Annotated in this window: 17 protein-coding genes and 3 pseudogenes; 4 read left to right on the top strand and 16 right to left on the bottom strand. The window is 60.7% G+C overall.

The annotated features are described in order from the left end of the window. Positions 1 to 163: 163 nt before the first annotated feature. The gene (locus IQK56_RS27890; RefSeq protein ID WP_193862830.1) at positions 164 to 2,419 is read right to left on the bottom strand and encodes an ATP-dependent DNA helicase; all 2,256 of its coding nucleotides are present in this window, start codon (positions 2,417 to 2,419) and stop codon (positions 164 to 166) included. Beyond that, positions 2,416 to 4,065, bottom strand: coding sequence for a VRR-NUC domain-containing protein (locus IQK56_RS27885; protein WP_193862832.1), 1,650 nt, complete (start codon positions 4,063 to 4,065; stop codon positions 2,416 to 2,418). Before IQK56_RS27885 ends, IQK56_RS27890 begins: the two co-directional genes overlap by 4 nt. Before the next feature lie 188 nt (positions 4,066 to 4,253). Here IQK56_RS27885 and IQK56_RS27880 point away from each other — a divergent pair, with 188 nt between their 5' ends. Continuing rightward, entirely contained in the window at positions 4,254 to 4,478 is a 225-nt protein-coding gene (locus IQK56_RS27880; protein WP_112195225.1) for a YgdI/YgdR family lipoprotein, read from the top strand. Positions 4,479 to 4,668: 190 nt separating this feature from the next. On the opposite strand, the gene IQK56_RS27875 is transcribed toward IQK56_RS27880, so the two are convergent. From IQK56_RS27875 to IQK56_RS27840, 8 genes and pseudogenes are all read right to left on the bottom strand, one after another. Continuing rightward, positions 4,669 to 6,093, bottom strand: coding sequence for a polyurethane esterase (locus IQK56_RS27875; RefSeq protein WP_193862834.1), 1,425 nt, complete (start codon positions 6,091 to 6,093; stop codon positions 4,669 to 4,671). Positions 6,094 to 6,134: 41 nt separating this feature from the next. Then, the gene (locus IQK56_RS27870) at positions 6,135 to 7,472 is read right to left on the bottom strand and encodes a TolC family outer membrane protein (protein WP_122305632.1); all 1,338 of its coding nucleotides are present in this window, start codon (positions 7,470 to 7,472) and stop codon (positions 6,135 to 6,137) included. 2 nt (positions 7,473 to 7,474) lie between these two features. Then, positions 7,475 to 8,788: an HlyD family type I secretion periplasmic adaptor subunit gene (locus tag IQK56_RS27865; protein ID WP_193862836.1), complete on the bottom strand. Its 1,314-nt coding sequence runs from the start codon at positions 8,786 to 8,788 to the stop codon at positions 7,475 to 7,477. Further along, a pseudogene (locus IQK56_RS27860) lies at positions 8,785 to 10,535 on the bottom strand (type I secretion system permease/ATPase). Before IQK56_RS27860 ends, IQK56_RS27865 begins: the two are co-directional and overlap by 4 nt. A gap of 102 nt (positions 10,536 to 10,637) precedes the next feature. Continuing rightward, positions 10,638 to 11,006 (bottom strand): AprI/Inh family metalloprotease inhibitor, encoded by a 369-nt coding sequence (locus IQK56_RS27855; protein WP_099582891.1) that lies wholly within the window; start codon positions 11,004 to 11,006, stop codon positions 10,638 to 10,640. A gap of 49 nt (positions 11,007 to 11,055) precedes the next feature. After that, a complete protein-coding gene (locus IQK56_RS27850) occupies positions 11,056 to 12,489 on the bottom strand; it encodes a serralysin family metalloprotease (RefSeq protein ID WP_122305635.1) in 1,434 nt (477 codons plus the stop codon). A gap of 367 nt (positions 12,490 to 12,856) precedes the next feature. After that, positions 12,857 to 13,960, bottom strand: a complete 1,104-nt coding sequence (locus tag IQK56_RS27845; RefSeq protein ID WP_150759976.1) for a DmpA family aminopeptidase — start codon at positions 13,958 to 13,960, stop codon at positions 12,857 to 12,859. Positions 13,961 to 13,969: 9 nt separating this feature from the next. Further along, positions 13,970 to 15,333, bottom strand: a pseudogene (locus IQK56_RS27840) (APC family permease). A gap of 200 nt (positions 15,334 to 15,533) precedes the next feature. Here IQK56_RS27840 and IQK56_RS27835 point away from each other — a divergent pair. Next, a complete protein-coding gene (locus tag IQK56_RS27835) occupies positions 15,534 to 16,319 on the top strand; it encodes a helix-turn-helix transcriptional regulator (protein WP_122305638.1) in 786 nt (261 codons plus the stop codon). A gap of 164 nt (positions 16,320 to 16,483) precedes the next feature. Here IQK56_RS27835 and IQK56_RS27830 read toward each other — a convergent pair whose 3' ends face one another. Genes IQK56_RS27830 through IQK56_RS27815 form a run of 4 tightly spaced genes read right to left on the bottom strand, consistent with a single transcriptional unit; the run spans position 16,484 to position 20,257 of the window. Next, complete coding sequence (locus tag IQK56_RS27830) at positions 16,484 to 17,563, bottom strand: polyamine ABC transporter substrate-binding protein (protein WP_122305639.1); 1,080 nt, start codon at positions 17,561 to 17,563, stop codon at positions 16,484 to 16,486. A gap of 60 nt (positions 17,564 to 17,623) precedes the next feature. After that, the gene (locus tag IQK56_RS27825) at positions 17,624 to 17,965 is read right to left on the bottom strand and encodes a cupin domain-containing protein (protein ID WP_112195211.1); all 342 of its coding nucleotides are present in this window, start codon (positions 17,963 to 17,965) and stop codon (positions 17,624 to 17,626) included. Between the two features lie 27 nt (positions 17,966 to 17,992). After that, positions 17,993 to 19,399, bottom strand: a complete 1,407-nt coding sequence (locus IQK56_RS27820; RefSeq protein ID WP_193862838.1) for an NAD(P)/FAD-dependent oxidoreductase — start codon at positions 19,397 to 19,399, stop codon at positions 17,993 to 17,995. Between the two features lie 48 nt (positions 19,400 to 19,447). Then, positions 19,448 to 20,257, bottom strand: a complete 810-nt coding sequence (locus IQK56_RS27815) for a helix-turn-helix transcriptional regulator (RefSeq protein WP_150675372.1) — start codon at positions 20,255 to 20,257, stop codon at positions 19,448 to 19,450. Positions 20,258 to 20,513: 256 nt separating this feature from the next. Between IQK56_RS27815 and IQK56_RS27810 the strand changes: the two genes are divergently transcribed. After that, positions 20,514 to 20,786 (top strand): DUF1652 domain-containing protein, encoded by a 273-nt coding sequence (locus IQK56_RS27810; protein ID WP_122305642.1) that lies wholly within the window; start codon positions 20,514 to 20,516, stop codon positions 20,784 to 20,786. 11 nt (positions 20,787 to 20,797) lie between these two features. Here the strand turns inward: IQK56_RS27810 and IQK56_RS27805 are convergent, their stop codons facing one another. Further along, positions 20,798 to 23,245, bottom strand: coding sequence for a UvrD-helicase domain-containing protein (locus tag IQK56_RS27805; RefSeq protein ID WP_193862840.1), 2,448 nt, complete (start codon positions 23,243 to 23,245; stop codon positions 20,798 to 20,800). Between the two features lie 219 nt (positions 23,246 to 23,464). Here IQK56_RS27805 and IQK56_RS27800 point away from each other — a divergent pair, with 219 nt between their 5' ends. Beyond that, complete coding sequence (locus IQK56_RS27800; protein ID WP_150759971.1) at positions 23,465 to 24,160, top strand: pirin family protein; 696 nt, start codon at positions 23,465 to 23,467, stop codon at positions 24,158 to 24,160. Between the two features lie 116 nt (positions 24,161 to 24,276). Here IQK56_RS27800 and IQK56_RS27795 read toward each other — a convergent pair. After that, a pseudogene (locus tag IQK56_RS27795) lies at positions 24,277 to 25,419 on the bottom strand (phosphohexomutase domain-containing protein); the annotation flags it as partial.

Genomic DNA, 25,419 nt, shown 5'->3' with positions numbered 1-25,419 from the left:
TCACCACAGAAGCCCGCTCACCACAACAGCGCGTTTGACATAGATTCCGCATTCACTGGAAGTTTTGTAGATACCTATGCTCATGAGGGCTGGCCTTTGTTCTAGTCAGGTTGAGCCTGCGGGATGGGCGCTCTCCAGGCCATCATCATTGATGGCGGGAATATCAGTCGACCGCCCACCAGCGTGGCAACAACTGACGGACCCGTGCCTCGCCGAAGCGGTCATCGATCAGCATCACCACACCCTGATCCTGCTGACTGCGGATCACCCTGCCCGCGGCCTGCACCACTTTCTGCACGCCGGGATACAGATAGGTGTAGTCGTAACCGGCTCCGAAGATCGCCCCCATACGCAGCTTTATCTGTTCGTTGACCGGGTTCAGTTGTGGCAGGCCGAGCGTCGCGATAAAGGCGCCGATCAACCGTGCGCCAGGCAAGTCGATACCTTCGCCGAAGGCACCACCAAGCACCGCAAAGCCGATGCCCTGGCTGTGTTCGGTAAACTGATCGAGAAAGGCTTGGCGTTCGGCCTCCGCCATGCCCCGGGATTGCTGCCACAGCGCGATCCGTGGGTGTCGCTCGGCGAGCAACTGCGCCACTTGTTGCAGGTAGTCAAAACTTGAGAAAAACGCCAGGTAGTTGCCCGGTTGCTGCGCAAACTGGCGGGCAATAAGCTCGACGATGGGCGCCAGCGAGGCTTGGCGATGCACAAAACGGGTGGAGATTTCATCGACAATGCGCACGCGCAATTGCTCGGCCTTGAACGGCGACTCCACATCAATCCACGCGGTATCCGTCGGCAGCCCAAGCAGGTCGGCGTAATAGTGCCGTGGGCTCAAGGTTGCAGAAAACAGCACGCTGCTGCGGGCAGCCGTCAGCCGGGGGCGGATGAATTCAGCGGGCACCACATTGCGCAGACACAGGGTTGAACTGCTGCGCTTGCCGTTGAGTTGGCGTTTGCTGATGTCGAAGATGAAGTGCTCATTGAACAGCTCGGCGACCTTGGCAAATTGCAGGGCTTCGAAGTAGAAGGCCTGCAGCTCGCCGTTGAGGGCTTCGGGGTGGTCGTTGAAGTAATCACCCATGGCGCTGGCGCACAGACTCAAGGCCTGGAGCAGTTTTTCCGGGCGGGCGGCGTAGGCCTGGTAAGGCGCGAGCTGGTCCTTGTGCAGGGCGTTCCATTCGCGGTTCAGGCGCTGCAAGGGTTTCTTCAGCGGCTCGGGGGCGCAGTCGCGCAGGGTCTTGAGGCTGTATTGATCGAGGCTGGCGCTGTACATCGAGCGCCCACGTTCTACCAGGTTGTGGGCTTCGTCCACCAGCACGGCGGCGCGCCATTGGTTGAGCTGGGCGAGCCCGAACAGCATGGCGCCAAAGTCAAAATAGTAGTTGTAGTCGGCGACCACCAGGTCGGCCCAGCGCGCCATTTCCTGGCTGAGGTAATAGGGACAGACGTCATGGGCCAGGGCAACCTCGCGCAGGTTGCGCTGGTTGAGCAGGCTTATCTTGGACGCAGCACTGCGCGCAGCGGGCAGACGGTCGTAGAAACCCTTGGCCAACGGGCATGAATCACCGTGGCAGGCCTTGTCCAGGTGTTCACAGGCTTTGTCCCGCGCCACCAGTTCGAGCACACGCAGTTGCAGGCCGGGGCTGCTGGTGAGCAGCACCTGTGACGCATCGAGGGCGAGCTTGCGACCGGGGGTCTTGGCGGTGAGGAAAAACACCTTGTCCAGTTGCTGCGGCGCCAGGGCCTTGAGCAGCGCAAAGATTGTGCCGATGGTCTTGCCGATGCCGGTGGGGGCCTGGGCCATCAGGCAACGGCCGGTGCTGACGGCCTTGTACACCGACTCGGCCAATGTGCGTTGGCCGGGGCGAAAGTCGGCATGGGGGAAACTCAAGGCCTGTGCGGCTGCGTTGCGCGCTTCGCGGTGCTGCATTTCCTGTTGGGCCCAGCCGAGGAAGAGTGCGCATTGCTGGTTGAAGAACGCCTGCAGATCGGCCGCCTGAAAGCGTTGATTGAGCAGGGTCTCACCCTCGCCGACGATATCGAAGTACACCAGCGCCAGGTCGATTTCGCCCAATCCCAACTTCTGGCACATCAGCCAGCCGTACACCTTGACCTGGGCCCAATGCAGTAGCCGATGGTTGGCCGGCTGGGCATCAAGGTCGCCGCGATAGGTTTTGACTTCTTCCAGGCGGTTGGCATCGGGATCGTAGCCGTCTGCCCTGCCCCGTACCCTGAGTTGCTGGTAATCGCCCTCCAGAGCGACTTCGTTCTGGTAGTGCGCACTGCGGCGCGAGGCAACCGTGCGGTGGCCGACAATGCCTTCCTGGGCGCTGGGCGACGGGGTAAAGCGCAGGTCAAGATCGCCGACCTTGGCCGTGAACTCACACAGTGCACGCACGGCCACGCTGTAGCTCAAGCCGGTTGCTCCGCCCAGCGCACGTAGCAGACGGTGACTGGCATCTGGTGCTCGCCACAAAATTCCAGCCAGCGCAGTTGATTGTCTTGCAGGCGGTCACCAGGGCCTTTGACTTCGATCATGCGGTAGGTTTTTTGCGCTGGCCAGAACTGGATCAGGTCCGGCATGCCGGCGCGGTTGGCGCGGATGTCCAGCAGCAGGCGCTCGAACCAGTAGCGCAGGTGGTCGGCGGGCAGGCATTCGAGGGCCTGCTCCAACAGGTCTTCACTGAGCAGGTTCCAGAACACGAAGGGCGACTGAATGCCCCACTTATCGGCGTAGCGCTGGCGAATCAGGCGTTTGTACTGCTCACCCTGCAATTGCTCGAAACATGCGGCGAACAGCGGCGCGCGGCGTTGGTGGAAATCGTCGCTGTGCAGGTCCGCCGGACCGCGCTGGAACGGGTGGAAAAACGCCCCCGGCAGCGGTGCGAAGATCGCGTCCCAGCAAAGCAAGCCGAACAGCGAATTGATCAGGCCGTTTTCCACGTAATGCACCGGTGCATCGGGCTCGCTCAAATGTGCCTGGACGCAGTACTCCACCGACATCACCGGTTCCGGCAAGGCCAGTTCCAGGTCCAGGCGCGAAACTTCCCTCGGTTTCAGCTTCGGTAGCCTGGGTTCCCCAAGCTTGCGGCGCAGGCGAGGCATGACGCGCAACAGGTGTTGCTGCTCGGCCGCACTTTCCGGTGCCTGTTGCGCGTCACTCGCCAGGGCCATGGCCTGGGCGTAGTGCTCCTGGCGCTCCAGCACACGGATCAGTCGCGCACGAGCGCCAGGATAGGCGCAGGTGCGGTAGATCTGCTCGGCCAACGCCAGCTCCGCGCTGCGCTCGCAATACTGCCCCAGTTGGAACAACAGCTTGGCCCGGCGTTTTTCCAGCCAGGGGTTGTCGGTGCTCAGCGTGGCCACCTGCGCCAGTACGTCGTGCAGCGCTGCGCCGGTTTCAAAGGCGTGCTGGCATTGGTGCAGGAACAGCACGCCGTGCACGTCATCACGGCTGCGCAAGCCACGGGATTCAGCGCAGAACGCCACTTTTTCGTAGGTGTAGATACCCAGGTCCGCCAGCACAAACTCCGACCAATCCTGGTGCAGATTGCCGAAGAACATCAGGCGCAGGCGGTCACACAGGTCCATCACCGTGAGGCTGTACAGCGGTTCGGCCAGCGCCGGGCACCATTGGGCAAAGCTGCGGGTTTCGCTGAACTGCGCCGTCAGGCCCTCAAGCCAGTCGGCCTTGTTGCCCTTGGGTTGGTCGATCCAGGGCTTGAACGTGCTGAGGATTTCGCCTTTTTGCAGCAACGCGAACACCTCTTCAAAGGCCAGCGGGCATTGATCGTCAACCCAGCCCAATGCCCGCAATGGCCTTGCAGCGGCGTGGGTACAGCCGACCTCCTGGTAGCTGAGTTTGCCAGCACGAAAATGCACACCCTTGCGCATCACCATGCGCACCAACAACGCCTGGGACGGCTGCGCCAAGCTGTCGAATTGCTGAATGAAATGCTGTTCGTCAGGTTCCAGCAAGTCGGCATAGCGCTGCCCCAGCCAATGCAGGACCTGGCGGAAGTTATGCAGGTAATAGAGCGGATCTTCGAGGGGGTTGGCCATGGCGCAAGCGAGTCAAATACTGGTTATGCATACAGAGTGCCGTCCCTGCTGCTGTGTTGCAATCGGTAATAGATAAATGGCTCACGCAACTTTTTGTATAAAAGTGATCAGATGGGGGAGTCGATGGCGTAACATTTATGGCCCGCAGCCTCTGGCGCGGGACTTTTTCAGGGTTAACGGTAAGGGTTATGAACATGAAGAATTTGGGTCTGCCACTGGTTGCACTCACTTTTCTGGTATTGGCCGGTTGCGCGACGCAAACCGTAGTGACGCTGCAAAACGGCACGCAGTATTTGACCCAGGACACGCCAAACGCCAAGACCGCCGACGGCTTTTACGAGTTCACTGACATCGCCGGCAAGCGCGTCCGCGTCAAAGCCGACGATGTGGCGACGGTGCGCAAGGAAAAATGATTGCCCATTTCCAACACTGAACAAAATTGACTGACCCACCGCTTTCGGGGGCAAGCCCCCTCCCACATTTGATTGGAGTGGAATACGGTCAAACCTGTGGGAGGGGGCTTGCCCCCGATGGCGGTCTTCCAGTCAACATCTGCATTGACTGAGCCACTGCCATCAGGGCCAGGCCCGCCCCCATTCCCACTTAAGCGATAGTGATCCCCTCCCCTGACAACCCAACCACGCCCACCAGCGTCACCGAATCCCCGCCAAAACTGATGACCGTATCCCCGCCCACCACCTTGGCGTGATCCCGATAATCGCCACCGCTCTGCACGTCCGTGAACACCAATTTATCCGTCGGCTGATAGCCAATCACCCGGTCCTGGCCAAACTGCCCGCTGAATAAAAACGTGTTGTGCCCGCTGCTGTCGCGGATCGTGTCATTGCCCTTGCCGCCTTCGATAAAGTCCGCGCCCTTGCCGCCCTGGATCAGGTCGTTGCCATCGCTGCCGATGATGAAGGTGTTGCCCTTGTGCGTTTCGGCGTTGCGGTTGAGGTCCTGCACCCAGGTGGTGGCCCGCGCTGGGTCTGACAGGTTGGCGACGATAATCGTCGAGTCGCGGGTCATCTGTTCATAGAATCCGGAATCGAGGATGCGCGTCATGCCGTCGCCATACCCGGTGGGCAAATGGGAGATCCAGGTCGGCAGGTTGGTGATGGAGTACGGCAGTACATTCCACAGCGTCGAGGCGTAATGGTCGTTGAAGCTGACGATATTGTCGGTGGTGGATTCATGGGGCTTGTCATGTACGCCCAACGACGACCAGTTGAAGGATGAACCGTCCAACGCACGGAAAACCGGGTCGTTTTCATAGCCGATATTGAGCACCTTGTCCCCGCTGCTCTGGGTCGGCGAGGCGTAGGCCACGTAGTTGGCGTCCTGGTAGAAGCCCGCCCATTTGCCGGTGCTCAAATCGGCCATGCTGTTGACCGCCAAACCACCCAGGCTGTGCCCGCTGACCACCACATCGTGGCCGCTGAGCCCGTGGGCACTGGCGTAGTCGGCGACGTTCTTGAGCAAGCCGCCGAACGCTTCGCCTGCGTAGTTTTTCGCATAGTCCTTGGGGCCCAGGGCGGCGAGCACGTCACTGATCAAGTCGCCAATGGAGTCGCTGATCAGGCTTTCCCGTGGGCCGGATGTACCGCGAAAACCAATGCCGATTTCCAGCAGCTTGCCTGCATCGTCGTACTTGCCCAGTACTTCGACCTGGGCCGTGGTGTAGCCGGCTTTTTCGCCAAAGAACGTGCCCCTGGCGTCGACCTTGCCGGTGTAGCCCAAGGTGCTCGCACTGATCGGCGTCCAGCCGGCCTTTTGCACCGCCTCCAGGGCGGCTTTTTCTGAGTCCGGGTTCCAGGGAATACCGGGAATCACGCCCTGGGAGTCGCTGCTGCCGAGCAATGCGCCGACCAAGGTGGCCGGCAGACCGAATCCCAGCCCGTTGTGCTGATAGCCCACGGCAAAGCCGTTATCCAGGTTGTGGTAGGAATACAGCGTGATCGCCATGGCATCGGCGAACAGCGCTTTGGAGCCCTCGGTGCCGAGGTTTTTATAATCAAAGACACCCATGGTATTGCCTCTCTTGTTGTTGGAATTGGCGAGAAAACCCATTAATGCGCTGCAGGCCCGAACGCTTCGTCCACCTTTGCCAGGTCGGTGTCGCGCAGGTTACCGGCGTAGTAATGCAACTTGGTCCAGGCCATCAGGTAGTCGTAACGCGCCTGGGCCAGGTCGCGGCGGGTGCTGTAGAGCTGCTGCTCGGCATTCAACGCATCGAGGTTGACCCGCTCACCGCCGAGGATGCTCTGCTGGGTCGACACCACCAGCGCTTCGGCAGAGGACAGCGCTTTCTGATAAGCACGCAACTTGCTTACGCCGGACAGGCACGCACTGAACTGGCGACGCAATTCGATCAAGGTTTCACGTGTCTTGCCCTCCAGCTCGTACTCGGCCTGCTCCATGGCGCGGCTGGCCTGGCGCGTGGATGCCGAGACCCCCCCACCGGCATACAACGGCACGCTGACTTCCACGCCAATGGTGTTGGTGTCATAGCGCTGGTTGTAGGTGTTGCCGCTGTCGGACTCCTGCTGGCGTGAGCTGGCGTACGCCGTGACCTTGGGCAGATGCCCGGCGCGGTTGCGCTCCACTTCATAACGCGCCACTTCCAGGGCCTGGCGCTGGGAGGCGAGCGTGGGGTTATTGCTGATCGCCAATTCGTGCCACGTGTCGTAGTTGGCCGGGCTCAAGGTGAACGCGGCGAACCCCTGGTTCAGCGGCGCCAGGTCGTGGATGTTGACGCTCTGCACGCCGATCAAGGCGCCCAGCTCCCTCAATGACGCGTCCTGTTCGTCAAGCGCCTCGATCTCTTCGGCGGTGGCCAGCTCGTAGCGCGACTCGGCTTCAAGAATATCGGTACGGGTGCCCTCGCCTTGCTGGAACAGGTGCCGGTTCTGCTGGAACTGCTGCTCGAAGGCCTTCTTCTTGGCGCGGGCGATGTCGATCTGGTCCTGGGCGAACAGCGCCTGGGTGTAATAGGTCAACACCCGCACCAGCAACGCCTGGCTCTTGTCGCGAAAACTTTCGTCGGCAAACAACGCCTGGGCCACGCCCTTGCGGTAGTTGGCGTAGGCCTCGTAGTCGAACAGCGGCTGTTGCAGGCTGAAGGTGGAGCCGTAACTGTTGTAGTTGCGGTCGTCGTGATAATTGCCGCCGCGCCCGTCAGGCAACGTGGCCTGGGAATTGTTGCGCCCCTTGTTGTAGTTATAGGACAGCTTGGGCAGCAGCCCGGCGCGGCCGATGGTGCGGTTTTCCAGGCCGGCGTCACGCTCCTTGATCGCGCCGAGGAACACCGGATCGTTGCGCAAGGCTTGCTCGTAAACATCGAACGGGCCCATGGCGGCGTGGGCGCTGGTGCAACTCAACAGCACGGCGAAGAACACAGGTTTCATGTTCATTCCTCAGTCAACGCGGAGCCGGCGCGATCCAGCAACGGTTTGAACAGGTAGTTGAGCAACGAACGTTCACCGGTGCGCACGAACATCTCGGCAGGCATGCCGGGCTTGATCACCAGGCCGTGGAGTTTTTCCAGCGCCGCCTCGCTCACAGTCGTACGCAACACGTAATAGGGCGCGCCGGTTTTCTCATCGAGCATCTGGTCGGCCGAGATCAGGCTGACCTCCCCCGGCACACGTGGTGTGCGGCTCTGGTTGAAGGCGGTGAACAGAATATCCACCGGCAAGTGCGTGCCGACCTTGTCCACCAGATGCACCGGCAGATGACCTTCCACTTCCAGGCGCGTGCCTTGGGGCACGATCTCCAGCAGGGTTTCACCGGCACGCACCACCGCACCCTCGGTGTGCACGCCAAGGTTGACCGCGATGCCGTCGGCCGGTGCGTTGATTTCGCTGTGTTGCAGGTCGAACCCGGCGGAGGTCAGTTGTTGTTCCAGGGTCAGGCTGCGCAGTTGCGCGTCGGCCAACTGGCTGCGCACTTCCTTCTGGTACTCCTCGCTGTGCTGCTGCAACTTGAGGCGTGACTCGACGATGCCCTGCTCCACCCGGCCACTTTCACCGGCATTCTGCGCCAGGTCCTGTTGCACCTGGGACAATTGGCGCTGGTACTCCATCAGCCGGTTGCGCGGGATGTAGCCGTTGTCGGCCAAGGGTTGCAGGTTGCTCAGTTGATCACGCAGGGATTGCGCCTGGGCGGTCAGGTCGCTGCGGGCACGGCGCATACCGCCGAGTTGCGCGGTGGCGCCGTCGATATTCGCACGAATGCCGGCCTGTTCACGGGCAAAGGCCTCGCGACGGCTGCTGAACAATTGGCGCTGGCCTTCCAGCACCAACGCCAAGGCGGGATCGGGATGGCTGCTCAGCTCGGCAGGAAAGGTGATGCTGGCGTGGTTATCACGCTCGCTCTGCCAGCGCGCCACACTGGCCCAGGCCATGCGGTATTGGGCTTGCAGCGAATGCACGTCGGCCTGGTTCTGGGTCTGGTCCAGCCGGAACAGTGGCTGGCCTTGTTTCACCCGCTCGCCTTCACGCACCAGGATACGGCTGACCACACCGGGGCTGAGGGTTTGCACGGCCTTGCGCTTGCCGGACACCACCACCGTACCTTGCACCGGGATGCCTTGATCGAGCGGCGCGAGGCTGGCCCACAGGAAAAAACCGCCAGCGCCGACCACCGTCAGCAGCCAGCCCATACGGGCAAAAAAACCGGCGTCGCGCTCTTTGAAGGGTTGTTCGAAAGTGATACTGCTCATGCGCCTGGATTCCTTCCCGCTTGGTACTGACGACTGAAACTGACGCCGGGTTTGTCTTTCGGCGCTTCCTGCTGGCCGGACAAGGCACGCAGCACCTCTTGGCTCGGTCCGTACGCCTGCAAACGGCCTTCGTTGAGCACCAGCAACTTGTCGGCCTGGGCCAATGCCGACGACCGATGGGTCACCAGCACCACGCTGCTGCCTTGGGCCTTCATCTGCACGATGGCGCTGGCCAAGGCAGCTTCGCCCACGGTGTCGAGGTTGGAGTTGGGTTCATCCAGCACAATCAAGCGTGGCCCGCCATACAGCGCACGGGCCAGGGCCACGCGCTGTTTCTGCCCGCCGGACAGGCCGCCGCCGTTGTCGCCGAGTACCGTGTCGTAGCCTTGGGGCAGGCGCAGGATCAGTTCATGCACGCCGGCTTGTTGTGCCGCCTTGACGACAAGCTCGGGGTCGGCCTCGCGAAAACGCGCGATGTTGTCGGCGATGCTGCCGCTGAACAGCTCAATGTCCTGAGGCAAGTAACCGATATACGGGCCCAGGTCGTCGCGGTCCCAGCGATGAATGTCGGCGCCATCCAGCCGCACGGTACCGGCCAGGGTTGGCCATACACCCACCAGCACGCGGGCCAGGGTGGATTTGCCGGAACCCGAGGCGCCGAGCACGCCCAGCACTTCGCCGGCGCCGAGTTGAAGCTGACCTGATGCAGAGTGGTCATGCGCCGTCCGGGCGGGCCGGCGCTGACCTGTTCGAGGCTGATCTGGCCCTTGGGTGCCGGCAATTTCATCTGCTCCACTTCTGGCGGGAACTCGCGCAGCAACTCATCCAGGCGCTGATAGGCCAGCTTGGCCGAACTCCATTGCTTCCACACGGCAATCAACTGGTCGATGGGGCTGAGCACACGGCCCATCAGGATCGAACCGGCAATCATCATCCCCGCCGTCATATCGCCCCGGATCACCAGCAATGCGCCCAGGCCCAGCACCAGGGACTGCAAACACAGGCGCAGGGATTTACTCAGGGAGGTGATCACCGAGCCGGTATCGCTGGCGGTGTTCTGCAAGCCGAGGAACTGCGAATGCACGGCAAACCAGCGCTTGCGCAACGCGCCGAGCATGCCCATGGCCTGGATGGTCTCGGCATTGTGCAAATGGCTGGTGGCCAGTTGGGTCGATTGCTGGGAGAAACCGCTGGCCTCGCCCAAGGGTTTCTTGGTCAGGTATTCGTTCAGGCACGCCAGGCCGATCAGCAACACCGCGCCGGCGGTGGCCAACACCCCGAGCCACACGTTGAACAGGAAAATCACAAACAGGTAGATCGGAAACCACGGCGCATCAAAAAACGCGAACAGCGCCGGCCCGGTGATGAATTGGCGGATATGGGTCAGGTCGCCCAGGGATTGCCCGGCATGCCCCTGGCCGCGTTGCAGGTTGCGCTCGAACGCGGCCTTGTACACGCGCAAGTTGAAACGCCGTTCCAACTGGCTGCCGATACGGATCACGATAAAACTGCGGATCACTTCCAGCGTGCCAATAAAGGCAAAGAAGCCCACGACCATCAGCGTCAACATCACCAGGGTGGTTTCATTCTGGGAGGACAGCACGCGGTCGTACACTTGCAGCATGTAAATCGACGGCACCAGCATCAACAGGTTAATCAATGCCGTGAAGCAGCCAATACTGATCAAGATGCTCTTGTATTCACCCAGCGCCTTGAATAAGGGCGCAACCGCAGAGGGCTTGGCCATATGTTCTGATCTTCCTTGAGCCAAATTGCGCGCATAAGTTGCCCGAACCCCGAATAAAGGCCGGTCAACTAATAAAATCGAGTTATAAACTTATAGCGATAACTAAGGCATACGTTTTAATTCAACCACCGCACCGGATTTAGTGCGGGCTTGATAGTCGCCGTCTTTCTGGCGATTCAAATGCGTGATACCGCTGCCTTCGGCGTTGAACAGCCAGATGCCGTCTGGTGTGGGCGACCAGGTCAACGGTGTGTCCCCCAGCCATTGCGCGGCACAGGCCACATCACCGCTCAAGCCGTTGGCCTGTTCGAGCAGGTCGAGGGCGCAGACCTGATCCTGCTGGTGCAACTGCCAATGCCCGGCCAATTGGGCGCTGGAGGGTAAAACAAGACTGCTCGCCATTGCGTGGGCTCCTGCCGACACGAACATCACCTGCAACACGCAGGCGATCAAGTTGAAAAAACGCTGCATCTTCACGCTCCATCCTGGAGGCGCGACGCCGAAACGCCGCGCCTTTGTATCACGCCACGATGTCGCTGACGGCTGCCTGGCCTACGGTGGTGACGAGGAAATCCGCCACGCCGTGCCCGGAGAAGTCGACGGCCAGCGTACCCAGGTTGGTGCCCGCTGCGTAGGTCAATACCGCGTCGCCGGCATGTCCGGTGAACGCATTGACGAAGGTCAGGCCTGCGCCTTTGGTGATGCCGCTGAGGTCGATCTTGTCCGAACCCGAGGTGAAGTCAAAGATCTTGTCTGCCGCCCCTGGCTTGGAATCGGAGCTGGCACCGAACACAAAGGTGTCGCTGCCGGCGCCGCCCCACAGTTGGTCCGCACCGCCAGCGCCATAGATCAGGTCGTTGCCGGCCCCACCCTTGATGACGTTGGCAGCGTTGTTGCCGATGATCAGGTCGTTGCCTGCACCGCCGAAGGCGTTCTCGATGGTCACGCCCTTGGCGATGGACACGTTGCCCACCAGGCCACCCACGTCGGAGAACGAGGCCTCATTGAGGTTGATCTTCTGGTTCTGGGTGAAACCGGAGAAGTCCAGGGTGTCATTGCCACCGCCGTCCCACACCGAGAACACCAGCTTGTCGGCGTTGGAGGTGGCGCTGAGGAAATCACGCCCGGTATTGGAGTTGAAGCCGTAGGTGGTGTCGCCGGCGCGGGTGTTGTAGTTGGCGCCGTAGAGCTTCTGGATCGCCGCGATGTCGTCGATCAGCGGGCCGGAAGCATAGGCCTCGACGCCGCCTTTGCTGAAGTTCTGGTTGGTGTTGCTCTCGCTCCAGTAACTCATGAGGCTGTAGCCGCGCGTGTCCTGTCCATAGGTCGCGTCGTTGTAGGTCGGCGCGCCTTCGCCGGCGTTGTAGTCGCCAGGGTGAGCCAGGCCGAGGGTGTGCCCGATTTCGTGGGTCAGGGTCTGCCGGCCGTAGTTGTTCAGGTCCGGGGTCTTGTTCGGCGTGTAGCTGTTGTTGGTCAGGTACCACGAGGTGCCGTCGTAGCCTGCACCGGTGCCGGGCAGGTAGGCGAAGGCAGCCGCGCCATCCTGGCCACTGCTGTAGTTGCCGAAGGTCATGTGGCCGTCACCGCCGGTGGCTTTCTCGGTGAAGGTGACGTTGGCCACATCCGCCCAGGATTGCATGGCCAGTGCGGCCTGTGCTTTCTGCTGGGCGTTGAACTGGCTGAAGCCGGAGATGCCATGTTTGTTCATGGTGCTCGACGACGCCGAGGTCAGGAAGGTGTAGGTCAGGTCGATCTTGCCGTTGCCGTCAAAGTCCCGGTACGCGGCGCCGTCGCGCAGCAGCTGGGTGGCGGCCTGATCGACGGTGTAGGACGGTTTGCCGTTGACCGTGAGGTTGCCGCCACGGTCATACAGATGGCTGAAGCTATCGATTTGCGAGTAAGCGGTGCTGGCTTGCGCCGCCGACACGATAGCCTTGTCTTTTACTTTGGACATAAACGTACTTCCTTGTTTGCAAGTGCATCAGTCTTTGATCGATAGGAACCCCGCGGGCGAGATCGTCCTATCACTCGCCTCTTTTGAAGGCGTAAGAAAACTGACACAACTTGAAATCTTTCGTCTACATCTATTTCCAGGGTAAAAAAGTCGCAGCCTGGGAACTAGTGGAAGTTTTGTGCCGCGTTTATTGGGCCAACTTGATTTTGTCCGACAAAAAACAACCAGCCCGTATTTAAATATTAAATAGCGCTAATGCCGCTCAAGTTGAGCGGCGCGCTTATTAAATGGATCCAATATATTGCCATGGTGTCATTGGCAACATTAAACGGCCAGTATTTAAACTAATAATAGGCGTTGTCCCCCATTACCGGGACATACTCCACCCGGTGTCATGCAATGCCTGTAACAGCGACTCGCCGGTCAAACCCGGTACTTGCACGCCGTCGTCGGTGCTCATGGTCTCACCCGCGAGGATCGCATTGATGATTGCCTCTTCTACGGCCTCGGCCGCCGCACTGAACAGCGGCGAGATGTGGTCGTTATTGACCATTTGCAACGCACTGCTGAACGGCAGGCCCTTGCGCCCGTAATCCGCCGCCGGCAGGTCCTGGTTGCCGGTGGCGAAGGCCAGGAACAGGTCGCCACTGGAGTCTTCGGTACCGCCGCCGGTACGGGCGATGCCGATGGAAGCGCGTTGCGCCAGGCGCTGGCATTGGTGGGGCAGCAACGGCGCATCCGTGGCGAGGATCACTACGATGGACCCCATGCCCGGCGTGCCGCGCTCGGCGAAGGGCGATGCAATGTCCATCAACCGGCGTCCCACCGGGTAGCCGTCGACCCGCAGTTCCTGGCGCTTGCCATGGTTGGCCTGCACCAACACGCCGACGGTCCAACCGCCCTGCTCCGCCGGCAAGCGCCGCGACGCCGTGCCGATGCCGCCCTTGAACTCGTGGCAGATCATCCCGGTGCCACCGCCCACCGCGCCCTCCTGCACCGGACCGGTTTCGGCATTGCTGACGGCCTCGCGCACATGCTCGGGCTTCACATGCTGGCCCCAGATATCGTTGAGCAGCCCGTCGTAAGTCTCCATCACCACCGGCATGCACCAATACACGGCCGGGTCTGCCAGGCGCTCGCGCTCCAGGGCGATCAGGGTGTCACGCACAATGCCGATGCTGTGGGTGTTGGTGATGGCCAGCGGCGTGGTCAACAGCCCCGCTTCGCTGATCCACTCCAGCCCTGTTGCATCGCCGTTGCCATTGAGCACGTGATAGCCGGCGAAGCACGGTTGCTGGCGCGCCTCCCCGGCGCGTGGCTGGATCACCGTCACGCCGGTGCGCACCTGCTTGCCATCGATACGGGTGTTGAGGGTGCTGTGGCCCACCCGCACGCCCGGTACATCGGTGATGGCATTCAACTCACCCGGCGTGCCCAGCCCCAATGTGATGCCCAATTGACGTGCGCGCATAACCACTCCTTACAATTTCTGGAAGACCGGACTCGACCGGCCGCTGATGCAATAGAAAATCACCGACAGGGCCAGCAAGCCGAGGATGATCATGATGTCGCGCACTGACGCCGCATAGATCAAGGTCACCAGCAGGTAACCTGCACCGATCACCGCCAACAGCGCCGGTAACGGCCACAGCGGCATGCGATACGGGTGTTCGCGATCGCGCAGCAACACCCTGCTCATCAACGCGCTCAACGCCACCACCAGGTACACCAGCATAATCAGCAACACGCTGAACGAGGTGAGGTCGGCCAGGTTGGAGCTGAAGCTGAGCAGCGCCGACGGGATCGCCAGGAACAGCGTAGCCAGCCACGGCGAATCCCAGCGTGGGTGAATGCGGGTGAACAGTTTGTTGATGGTCGGCGTCCACAGCGCATCGCGTCCGCTGCTGAATACCACGCGGCCGATCTGGATCACGATGGCGACAATCGCATTGAATACTGAGAGGAAGATCCCGGCACTGACCAAGCGCGACAGGGTTTCGTTGCCATGGCTGGTGAGCAGGTAGCCGATGGGGTCGGGGCTGCTGATCATCGCGCTCAGGGACGCGCGCCGATCAAGAGTGCGGTGATCGGTACCAGCTCAATCACCACCACCAGGCCCAGGGACCACAGCACCGCCTTGTGCACGCCCTTGCCGCCGCACTTCATGTCTTCGGCCAGCAACACCGCCGGGCCGTAACCGTTGTAGGAAAACAGACCGATGCCCACCGCGCCGACCACCAAGGCCCAGGGCGCGAGGTGCAGCACGCCGTTTTCGACAATCTGCGGCTGGAACAACACACTCGCGGGCTGCACCGGGTTGCCAAAACCGATAACTACGATGACCAGCAAGGCCGCCACTTCCAGCAGTAAACAGGTGCCGGTGATCCACGCATTGAGCTTGATATTGAGGATGCCGAGGGCGTAACTGCACACTACGATCACCAGGGCGACGGTTTGCGAATCAAACTTCGTGCCCAAGGCGTTGTTGAGATACGTCGCAGCCCCGGTGGCCAACACCGGCGGGATAAACAGCAACATCACCAGCACGGTAAGGAAGGTCGCATAGCCGGCCATGCCACCAAACACACGCTTGGCATACACATATTCGCCACCGGCACTGTTGTGGGCGCGGCCCAGTTCGGCGTAGCAAAACGCGAACATCAGCGCGAGCAGGCCCGCCATCACGAACGCCAGGAACACACCACTGCCGGCCTGCTGGATGGCAAACGGCGCAATCACAAATACGGAACTGGCCGGCGTCACTGCGGAAACGGTGATGGCCACTACATCGAAGACGCTCAGGGTCGGTTTCAACACGCCGTCGGGCGTGGGGGAAGTGCTCATATCGTTATCCTCTGTCGTTGTTCTTGGTGTGAGGCAGAAACGAAAAATGATGTATGAGTCGGGATATGTTTCCCGTTGAATGATGATGACGTTATCCGCAGGTGGCTTGTCCGCCAATGCCCCTATTGGCGTACTCCCCTTGACGGCATCCGGCAAAAGCCGAACCCTTGAGCGATATTTTGCTGGCGGGAGCCTGTGATATGAGCCTGTTCCGAGAGGTCGGCATGCACGCTGGCCTGGGCCGCACCGTCGCGCACATCGGCACCGAGCGTTTCTGGAAGCAGTTGGTGCTGTTGCTGCACCAGTGCCTGCCCTTCGATAACGCCCTGGCGATTTTCTACCCGCAGGAGGGTGCGCCCCAGGCCTTGGAAGAATACGACGCCCAACCCAGCAGCAAACCGGCGTCAATGCTGACGTACCTCAATGGCCTGTACTTGCTCGATCCGTTCTTCCAGGCCTGTCGCGAAGGTTATGCCAGCGGTGTTTATCGCCTGGAGGAAGTGGCACCGGACCATTTCCGTCAGAGTGAGTACTTCCTCAGCTACTTCCACGACAACGTGCTGGAAGATGAGGTGCAATTCATCCTGCAACTGCCGGGCGCGGGGACATTGTCGCTGTCGTTGGGGATGCAGCGGCGGTTCAGTGCCGATGAGACGGGGCTGATGACGATGATGGCGGCCTGGGTACTGCCGTTGATGCAGCAGCATTGGCAGCAAAGCACCCAGCGCGCACCGGCCATGGACAGCCAGATCAGGGATGCCTTGAGCCAGTTCGGTTGCGGCGTGCTCTCGGACCGCGAACTGGAAATCGCCCGCCTGGTGCTGCGCGGGTTCTCCTCCAAGGCCATGGCCGAACGCCTGAACATCTCGCCAGACACGGTGAAAGTGCACCGTCGGCATTTGTACGCCAAGCTCGATATCTCGTCACAGCCGGAGCTGTTTTCGTTGTTTATCCAGTCGCTGGGACATGATTTGGAAAACCCGTAGATGGTCAATGGTATCGGCGACGGGAGCAGTGCCGTACGCGTAGATACCGTCTTGCCCTTCACCGGATGTGAGCATTCCTTGCCCCGGTTTATTGAAAGGAGGCAAGGAAGCTACAGACACCAACGTCTAAACAGAGCGCCTATTGGGCGACGAAATGTTACCGATCAGCGGCCCATGCGAATGGTGTTCCAGATCCGCGTGCGAATCCGGTCGATATTCAGCGGCATCGCTTCCAGCGCGAACAACTTGCCCATCATGGCTTCGCTTGGATAGATCTTGGTGTCGCCCTTGATGTCCGGTTCGACCAGGCTGTCCGCCGCGCTGTTGCCGTTGGCGTAATGCACGGAGTTGGTGATGTCCGCCATCACCTGGGGTTCCAGCAGGTAGTTCATGAACGCGTAGCCCGCCTTTTCATCGGGGGCGTCCGCAGGCATGGCCACCATGTCGAACCAGATCGCGGCACCTTCCTTGGGGATCTGATAGCCGATCTTCACGCCGTTCTTGGCTTCCTTGGCGCGGCTTTCAGCTTGCAGCACATCGCCGGAGAAGCCGACGGCCACGCAGATATCGCCATTGGCCAGGTCGCCGGTGTATTTCGAGGAATGAAAGTACGCCACGTAAGGCCGCACTTTCATCAGCAAAGCTTCCGCCTTTTTGTAGTCCTCCGGGTTCTTGCTGTGAGGCGGCAACCCCAGATAATTGAGGGCAATGGGCAACAGTTCCGGGCCGTTATCAAGGATGGCCACCCCGCACTTGCTGAGTTTTTCCATGTACTCGGGCTTGAAGATCAAGTCCCAGGAGTCCACCGGAGCGTTATCCCCCAGCACGGCCTTGACCTTGTCGATGTTGTAGCCGATGCCCGTGCTGCCCCAAAGATACGGGAAGCCATGGGCGTTGCCCGGGTCGTTGTTTTCCAATGCCTTGAGCAGCACCGGGTTGAGGTTTTTCCAGTTGGGCAACTGGCTCTTGTCGAGCTTCTTCAAGGCGCCGCCCTGGATCTGCCGGGCCATGAAGTGGTTGGACGGAAACACCACGTCATAACCGGAGTTGCCGGTCATCAGCTTGCCGTCGAGGGTTTCGTTGCTGTCGTACACGTCGTAGCTGAAACCGATCCCGGTCTGCTTCTGGAAGTTCTTCGTGGTGTCTGGCGCAATGTAGCTGGACCAGTTGTAGATCTTCACCGTCTCGGCGGCCTGGCTGATAGAGGCCACCAACATCAAGGGCAACAGGGCAATGGCTTTCATGGTTCGATTTCCTGGCGGTTTTAGGGCTGTTTTTATGGCAGGCGATCAAGGATCAAAGCGTTACAGAATCAGTACGTAGGTCTTGCGCACGGTTTCCTGGATATCCCAGATTCCGGTGCTGTTGGCCGGCAACATCAGTGCGTCGCCGGCTTGTATGTGGACGGTTTCACCGTTGTCGGGGGTGAAGGTGCAGCGGCCCTGGATAAAGTGGCAAAACTCCTGGGATTTGATCTGCCGACGCCAGCGGCCCGGGGTGCAGGCCCAGATGCCGGTTTCGACGCCGTCGCTGCGCTCTACGCTCAAGGTGGAGGCCACCGCAATCGGCTCGCCCAAGGGCACGGCCACGGGTGATGAGTCCGGCAGGTGGGCATTCAGCGTGTCTTTGAATTGCGTGATGCTCATGGGGTTTTCCCGTGTAAGTGAAACGACTCAGTGCATGAACCCTTCCATGAACCCGGCCACGCCGGTCGCCAGCTTGCGGCGCCAAGGGGCGGTGTTGGGGTTGGCCAACACTTGGTCTTCATGGACAAAACTACGAATGATCGCGTTGTAACCCAGCCAGCGGCACGGTTCGGGTTCCCACGCCTTGAGCGCGTCGAGACCGCGCTCGCGGATCACCCAGGGTTGATGGGTCAGGGGTGTGTCGCGCCCGAGGATCAAATCCGCCAGCGTGCGGCCCCCCAGGTTGGTGGCACCCACGCCCTCCCCGCCATATCCGCCAGACAGCGCGATACCGGTGTTGTGATCACAGAGCATGTGCGGTCGGAAATTACGCGACATACCGAGGTTGCCGCCCCAGGAATGGGTAATCCGCACGTTCTTGAGCTGTGGGAAGAGTTCGCCGAACAGGTAACGACGCAGCTCCACTTCGCTGTCAGTCAGATCGAAGTTGTGGCGCAACTTGCCGGCGAACTGGTAACCGCCGCGAGCACCGAACACCAGCCGGTTATCCGCCGTGCGCTGGCCATAGGTGACCTGGCGGCTGCTTTCGCCAAAGGCCTGGCCGTGGGGCAGGCCTATCTCGTCCCAAGTGCTGGCGGGCAGTGGCTCAGTGGCGACGATCAAACTCTGCACCGGCAACTGGTAGCGGCCCAAAGGCGGCAAGGTGTTCGCGTAACCCTCGACGGCGGGCACCACCCAGCCGGCGCGCACACTGGCCGTCGCGGTGCGCAGGCTGCCGGACTGCCACTGGGTGACCGGACTTTTTTCGTAAATCGTCACGCCCAGGCGCTCCACGGCCCGCGCCAGCCCGCGCACCAGCTTGGCCGGATGGATTGTCGCGACGTGGGGTGCATAGATACCGCCATAGGGTTGGGCGATGCGGATCTGCTCCGCCAAATGCTGCGGGCTCAGCCAGCGGTAATCGGCTTCGGTGAGGCCTTGGGCGTAGAGTTTGTCCAGGTAGGCGCGCAGGCTGGCCTCCTGCTCGGGGTAGCGTGCTGCGCAGTACAGGGCGCCGCCCTTGCGGTAGTCACAGTCGATGCCTTCGCGGGCCAGGACCTGGGCCACTTCATCGGGAATGCCGTGCAACAGATCGAAGGAGGCGCGGCGTTGTTCAGGTGCCAGACCGGCCAGCAGGCGGTCTTCGCCCAACAGATTGCCCATCAGCCAGCCACCGTTGCGGCCCGATGCACCGAAGCCGGCGGTTTGCGCCTCGATGATCGCGATTTTCAGCTCAGGTGCATGGCGTTTCAGGTAGTAGGCGGTCCACAGCCCGGTATAGCCGGCGCCGATAATGGCCACATCGACGTCCAGGTCGTGTTCCAGGGACGGCCGCGCCACCAGCGGCTCGTCCAGTTGGTCCATCCATAAACTGATGTTGCGCCATGCCGGCATGCCAAGCTCCCCAACCACGTTTCGATGGGGTGATCCTAGGGCCGGCGCTTATTCGCTGTCTTGCGCGCGTGCACGCAGGGAAATTTGTTTGACGTAGGCCTTGGGCGACTGACCGGTGTGCTGGCGGAAGGCGCTGTAGAACGCCGACAGCGAATTGAAACCGGCAGCAAAGGCCAGGTCGTCGACCTTGATCGGCGGCTGTGCCTTGTCCAGCGCGGCGAGCAAATGCTGCAGCCGCGCCTGGTTGACGTAGCGGTAGAAGCTTTGCCCGAGTACTTGATTGAGCAGGTAAGAAATCTGATTACGGCTGTATCCGCATTCCTTGGCGACCCGCTGCAGGTCCAGGTCGGGGTCCAGATACGGTTGCTTGCCTTCGAAATACTGCTGCAGGTCATTGGCCATATGCCCCAATTGCTGGGGGGACAGGCCCAAGCGGCTGACGCTGGGGCGCTGGGCCTGGGAAGGTTGTTCGTGCACCAGTGATGCGTATTCATTGACGCGCCAGATCAGCCCATCGCGCACGGTGATGGCCTCGCTGGTACGGAATGACACCAGCCCCTGCCCGCCACGCAGGGTGATGCGGTACTGGATAAAGGCGGTATCACCGTCGGCGCGGATGCGGTCGGTGTGTTCAATCGCTTCGTCAGCCTGGCGGGGCATGCTGGCTTGCAGGTAATCGCGCAGCTCGGCGTAACCGACTACGCGGTTCTGGAAAAAGTCGTGGTACTGGATATCCGGGTGGTAGTAGGACATCACCCCGTCCAAGTCGCGATGGCGCCAGCACAGGTGATGACGTAACACCAAGTCCCCCGTGGCTTGGGTGTGCAGGCAATCATCGTCGGGGGCGATGTCAGGCATGGTGGGCTCTGCGGCGGGTAAACCGTGGAGATTGCCGAAATTCGGTGGTGCGTTCAATGGCCAGGCGCAACTTCGGACTAATGGCTATTTGCCCTGTTTTCAGTAGGACATGACCCACATCAATCATTAGGAAAACAACCGCCGAGCGGGGTGAAAAAAGTCACCTCCGGTTGAGAACGAATGCTATTTTTAAGCTCAACAATGCCAAGACCAGTGACGGTCATGGTCCCCTGCCGCGAGCTAAAGGAAGCGCTCAATGAACAAGGTGGGCAACATGAATAAAGTGACGTTCCCCAACGCCTGCCAACTGATGCGCTGGCATTTTCATCCAATTGGCTTCGAGGGCAGCATGGACGCGCCCGGCAGCATGATCGTCCGCCTCTTCGACCGTGCCAGCGGCGAAACGCTGATTGCCATCGCCGGCATTCCCTGTGCCACGGTAATGAATGCCGCCGATGTGGAACGGATTATCGAGGCGGTGGAGGATGAGTTGGAGTCGTTTGTCCCGCCTTTGTCCCTTCGGGCGTGATCGATCAGCCTTTAGCCGCGCTGATCGTCGAAAAACGCCTTCGTCCCGTCTACACGCTCCGAGGCCTTAGGCACATTCACTGCCTGGCCTTCGGGCTTTTCCACATACCAGTAGCAATGGCTGACGGCCCGGGTGATGCCCACGTACGCCAGGCGCAGCACTTCGTCCTTTTGCGCCGTGTCGTAGGGTTCGCTGTCGCCAGGTTTGCCCAGGCCAGCCATGCGATAGACCTGGTTCTTGTAGGGCGAGTTGGTCAGGTGCTGGCAATCTCCGAGCAGAAACACGGCGTCCGCCTGCAAGCCTTTAGCGCTGTGATAGGTCAGCTGTTTCAACCTGCGCGATTGAGGTGGCAAGCTAGAATCCACATTAACTACTGGCTGAATATGCTCTTTAATCAGTAACTTATCGCTGCTTTTTCGATACAGCATTAACACCGAATCACCCTTTTGATAGTGCTCAAGCAACTGGCGACCCAGCGCCGCGTCGTCACGCACCAGTACCTTGACCGGCTCCAATGCCTTGGGCGTGCCACTGGCCTTGGCCTTCTTGCCGGGGATTGCCGGCGCGGCGCGTACGATGTGCTCGGCAGCATCAATGATGTGTTGGTGGCTGCGGTAATTCTCCCCCAGCATTACGCGGGTGGTGCTCGGCGAAGGGAATTCCTGATTGAACTCCATGAAATATTTGGGAGAACTGCCCCGCCAGCCGTAGATTGATTGCCAATCATCGCCCACGCACAACAGCGAAGAATACTGGGCACCGCGCCCCACGTGCATGGCCGGGCCACGGCTGCGGATTTCCCGCAGGCTGGCGCGGATCCAGGAGACGATCTGCGGCGACACATCCTGGAACTCATCGATCATCAGGTGCGACAACGGCCGTAGCAGCGGGTCGCTGAGTAACTTGAGGTTTTCCGGGGTGTTCTCGCCGAACAGCGAGAACATGCGGTTGTAGGTCATGATCGGCGGCGACTGATCGAGTAGATGGTCTTCCAGGGCTTTCCAGAAAATGCTCAAGGCCTCGAAGAAGTAGCGGTCCGGATCGTCCTTGGCGAAGGTCATCTGGCCCACGGCCGTCGGCACGTCCAACCCTAGGTTTTCGATAAAGCCGGCGGCCATGACAAAACTGTCCAGCAACGGCGCGGACACCAGTTCGCCTTTGACCTTGTATTCAAACCCAGGCCCCGCACTGGCATCCCCGGCCAGAGTGCTTAAAAGTCGCCTGGATGAGTCGTAGCTATCAAGCCAAATCAAAGGCTTACGACAGAAAGCTTGAAACAAGGTGCGCTTAACGGCCCATTCCGCACGGACCGACAGTTTGGCATTGGGCCGACTGAGCTGCGGGTTTTCCCGCGAATCAAATCCCAGCACCACCCACGCGTCCAGTTCGGCGATGTAGCCATGGCAATGGAACTGCGCGCCATTGATCTCAATGGCCTGGCGATTGGGTTCAATGCCCTTGATGGGCCACGCCCCGGCGCGAAACCACAGGTCTTCGATCACGTCGCAGAGTTCTTCATCGCGTTTGGCCGCCAGTTCGGTCACCGCAATGCGTTTTTGTACATCCGGGTGATCACGCTCCAGCTCCTTGAGCTGCAAGCCATGACGCGCCAGTGGCGCGATCAACTCTCGAAAACGCGGGTGCTGGCCGTGCAGTCGGTGGTAGCAGGCATTCATCTGCTGGCGCTGGGCATCGTTGATGCGCAGATCGAACGGGTTACTGTCGGCATCCTCGACGCCTGAGTTCAGGTTCTCGAACGCTTGCAGGCGCTCAAACCCCGGCAGGCTGCGGACCATCGGGAGGATGCGCGAGTGAAAAGTGCGCACCACCGACTGGGCCTCTTTTATGTCAAGGGGTTGTCCCCACAGGCTGAGAATCTCCATGAGCTTGTTGATGAAGTCTTTGCGCGATTCGCGGGTGAAGGTCACCACAGTCATCGAGCTCAATTCAAAGCCCAGGTAATGGGTGAGCAGCACTATGCGCAGGACCAGCGAGGTGGACTTGCCTGCACCGGCCCCGGCGATCACGGCGGTGGACGGCGTATCACTGAAAATCATCTTCCATTGCGCCGCACTGGGCTGGGCGTGGGCCGGCAACAGGCGGACAACGTCGGCCTTGATGCGTTTCTTCACGTGCGCCGTCAGGGGCAACCGCCAATCATCGAACAGACTGTCATCAATACCGGGCGCACGGTGCTCCTCGGGGCGAAAGTCGCGGATCAGCAGGACTTGGCGGCCCTCCTCGATGCCATCGGCCTTGCCTTCACGATAACCGTATTCCACACCCGCTTCGTGACCACTGCGAAAACCATCGGCCTGCCCGTGCAACCAGGAAAACCGGTGCTGTGCGCGCAATCGGGTCAGGCCATGGCCAAACAGGCGTGCGGCCAAGCGTTTGAGCAGGGGCATTTGGGCCAATGGGCGCAGTTCGGGGGGCAGATCAGGCTTGTGTTGCGGCACGCGGACTCCTGCGGTGAGCTAGGTTGTGACAAGGGCGCCATGGTCGCCGGAATCGGCGCTCAGTTCCAGCCAATTGCTTTGCTGTCATGCAGTTAGACGATGAAGTGAAAGTCAAAACGCCACTAACCAATCGCCTCAGCTGATAGGAATCAGGCACTTTTTACGCTTTTTATCGATCATGGCCTGCTGGATCATAGGCGCCATCAACAGGAGACGATCATGCTAGAACTTCGACCTTTCAACTCCCTGGGCGGCGCCCACCATGGCTGGCTTGACGCCCATCACCACTTTTCGTTCGCCGAGTACCACGACCCCAAACGTATGCACTGGGGCAATCTTCGGGTGTGGAACGACGACATTATTGCGCCAGGCACGGGCTTTCCACAGCATCCGCACCGTGACATGGAAATCATCACCTATGTGCGCGAAGGCGCCATCAGCCATGCCGATAACCTGGGCAACAAGGGCCGGACTGAAGCCGGTGACGTGCAGGTCATGAGCGCAGGCACCGGGATCGCCCACAGCGAATACAACCTGGAAGCGACGCCGACCCGGATTTTCCAGATCTGGATTATCCCGAATGAAGCCGGTTTACCGCCCTCCTGGGGCGCCAAGCCGTTCCCCAAAGGCGATCGTGAGGGGTTTGTGACCCTGGCCAGCGGCAAAAGCGGTGACAGCGAAAGCCTGCGCATCCGCGCCGATGCCCGCCTGGTGGCAGCCAACCTGAAAGCCGGGGAAACGGCGGAGTACCGCCTGGACAGTGGGCGCCGCGCCTATCTGGTGCCGGCCAAGGGTGTGATTGAAGTCAACGGCTTGCGAGCGCAAGCGCGAGACGGTGTGGCGATCGAGGACGAGCAGGTGCTGCGGGTAACGGCGGTTGAAGACAGCGAGATCGTGCTGGTGGACCTCGCCTGATATCGGGGGATGACACGTAGCAGCTGTCGAGCCTTGGCGAGGCTGCGTAGCGGACGTATTGACACCCCCGCGATCTGCGGGGGGCCCAACGCAGCCTCCAATAATGGTTTTTGGGGTTATTGGGAAATCGCGCCGTCCACCAGCACCTGGGCCTCTTCGACCAATTGCTTGAGGTGATCTTCGCCAATAAAGCTCTCGGCGTAGATCTTGTAGATGTCTTCGGTGCCCGACGGCCGTGCGGCGAACCAGCCGTTTTCGGTCATCACTTTCAGGCCGCCAATAGCCTGATTGTTGCCCGGCGCATGGCTGAGGATTTGCTGGATGCTTTCCCCAGCCAGTTCGGTGGAAGTCACCTGCTCCGGCGACAGTTTGCCCAACAAGGCCTTCTGCGCTGGGGTGGCTTTGGCATCCACACGGATAGCGAACGGCTCGCCCAACGCATCAGTCAGGCCACGGTAGATCTGGCTCGGGTCCTGGCCTTTACGCGAGGTCATTTCCGCGGCGAGCAGCGCCGGGATCAGACCGTCTTTGTCGGTGCTCCATACGGTACCGTCTTTGCGCAGGAATGACGCACCCGCGCTTTCTTCACCGCCGAAACCCAGCGAACCCTCGAACAAACCATCGGCAAACCACTTGAAGCCGACTGGCACTTCGTACAGGCGGCGGCCAATGCGCGCCGCCACGCGATCAATCAGCCCGCTGCTGACCACGGTCTTGCCCACGGCCGCATCGGCGCGCCAGTCGGGACGGTTCTGGAACAGGTAGTCGATGGACACCGCCAGGTAGTTGTTCGGCGCCAACAGGCCGCCGGACGGGGTAACAATACCGTGACGGTCGTGGTCCGGATCGCAGGCGAAGGCCACGTCGAAACGCTCCTTGAGCCCGATCAAGCCTTGCATCGCGTAGCTGGAAGACGGGTCCATGCGGATCTGGCCATCCCAGTCGACGCTCATGAAGCGGAAGGTGGCATCGACTTCAGTGTTCACCACGTCCAGATTCAGGCGGTAGTGCTCGGCAATCGCCGACCAGTAGCGCACCCCTGCTCCGCCCAATGGATCCACGCCCAGGCGCAGATCAGCGCTGCGGATGGCGTCCATGTCGATCACATTGACCAGGTCGGCCACGTAGCTGTTGAGGTAGTCGTGGCGATGGGTGGTGTCGGCCTTGAGGGCCTGGGGCGTGGGTGATGCGCTTGAACCCCGGCCCAGTTTATTTGGCCAGCAGCTCGTTGGCCTTGCCTTCGATCCACTTGGTGACGT

The organism is Pseudomonas cyclaminis, from assembly GCF_015163715.1.
Lineage (GTDB): Bacteria > Pseudomonadota > Gammaproteobacteria > Pseudomonadales > Pseudomonadaceae > Aquipseudomonas > Aquipseudomonas cyclaminis.
Note: the sequence above shows the minus strand (reverse complement) of the source record. Positions and strands in the feature narration are given on the sequence as shown.

Excerpts from the sequence above, each read along its gene's own strand:
- IQK56_RS27870 (WP_122305632.1), bottom strand. The coding sequence starts at position 7,472 with ATGAAACCTGTGTTCTTCGCCGTGCTGTTGAGTTGCACCAGCGCCCAC.
- IQK56_RS27820 (WP_193862838.1), bottom strand. The coding sequence starts at position 19,399 with ATGCCGGCATGGCGCAACATCAGTTTATGGATGGACCAACTGGACGAG.
- IQK56_RS27880 (WP_112195225.1), top strand. The coding sequence starts at position 4,254 with ATGAACATGAAGAATTTGGGTCTGCCACTGGTTGCACTCACTTTTCTG.
- IQK56_RS27845 (WP_150759976.1), bottom strand. The coding sequence starts at position 13,960 with ATGCGCGCACGTCAATTGGGCATCACATTGGGGCTGGGCACGCCGGGT.
- IQK56_RS27855 (WP_099582891.1), bottom strand. The coding sequence starts at position 11,006 with ATGCAGCGTTTTTTCAACTTGATCGCCTGCGTGTTGCAGGTGATGTTC.
- IQK56_RS27815 (WP_150675372.1), bottom strand. The coding sequence starts at position 20,257 with ATGCCTGACATCGCCCCCGACGATGATTGCCTGCACACCCAAGCCACG.
- IQK56_RS27865 (WP_193862836.1), bottom strand. The coding sequence starts at position 8,788 with ATGAGCAGTATCACTTTCGAACAACCCTTCAAAGAGCGCGACGCCGGT.
- IQK56_RS27850 (WP_122305635.1), bottom strand. The coding sequence starts at position 12,489 with ATGTCCAAAGTAAAAGACAAGGCTATCGTGTCGGCGGCGCAAGCCAGC.
- IQK56_RS27875 (WP_193862834.1), bottom strand. The coding sequence starts at position 6,093 with ATGGGTGTCTTTGATTATAAAAACCTCGGCACCGAGGGCTCCAAAGCG.
- IQK56_RS27830 (WP_122305639.1), bottom strand. The coding sequence starts at position 17,563 with ATGAAAGCCATTGCCCTGTTGCCCTTGATGTTGGTGGCCTCTATCAGC.
- IQK56_RS27835 (WP_122305638.1), top strand. The coding sequence starts at position 15,534 with ATGAGCCTGTTCCGAGAGGTCGGCATGCACGCTGGCCTGGGCCGCACC.
- IQK56_RS27825 (WP_112195211.1), bottom strand. The coding sequence starts at position 17,965 with ATGAGCATCACGCAATTCAAAGACACGCTGAATGCCCACCTGCCGGAC.
- IQK56_RS27800 (WP_150759971.1), top strand. The coding sequence starts at position 23,465 with ATGCTAGAACTTCGACCTTTCAACTCCCTGGGCGGCGCCCACCATGGC.
- IQK56_RS27885 (WP_193862832.1), bottom strand. The coding sequence starts at position 4,065 with ATGGCCAACCCCCTCGAAGATCCGCTCTATTACCTGCATAACTTCCGC.
- IQK56_RS27810 (WP_122305642.1), top strand. The coding sequence starts at position 20,514 with ATGAACAAGGTGGGCAACATGAATAAAGTGACGTTCCCCAACGCCTGC.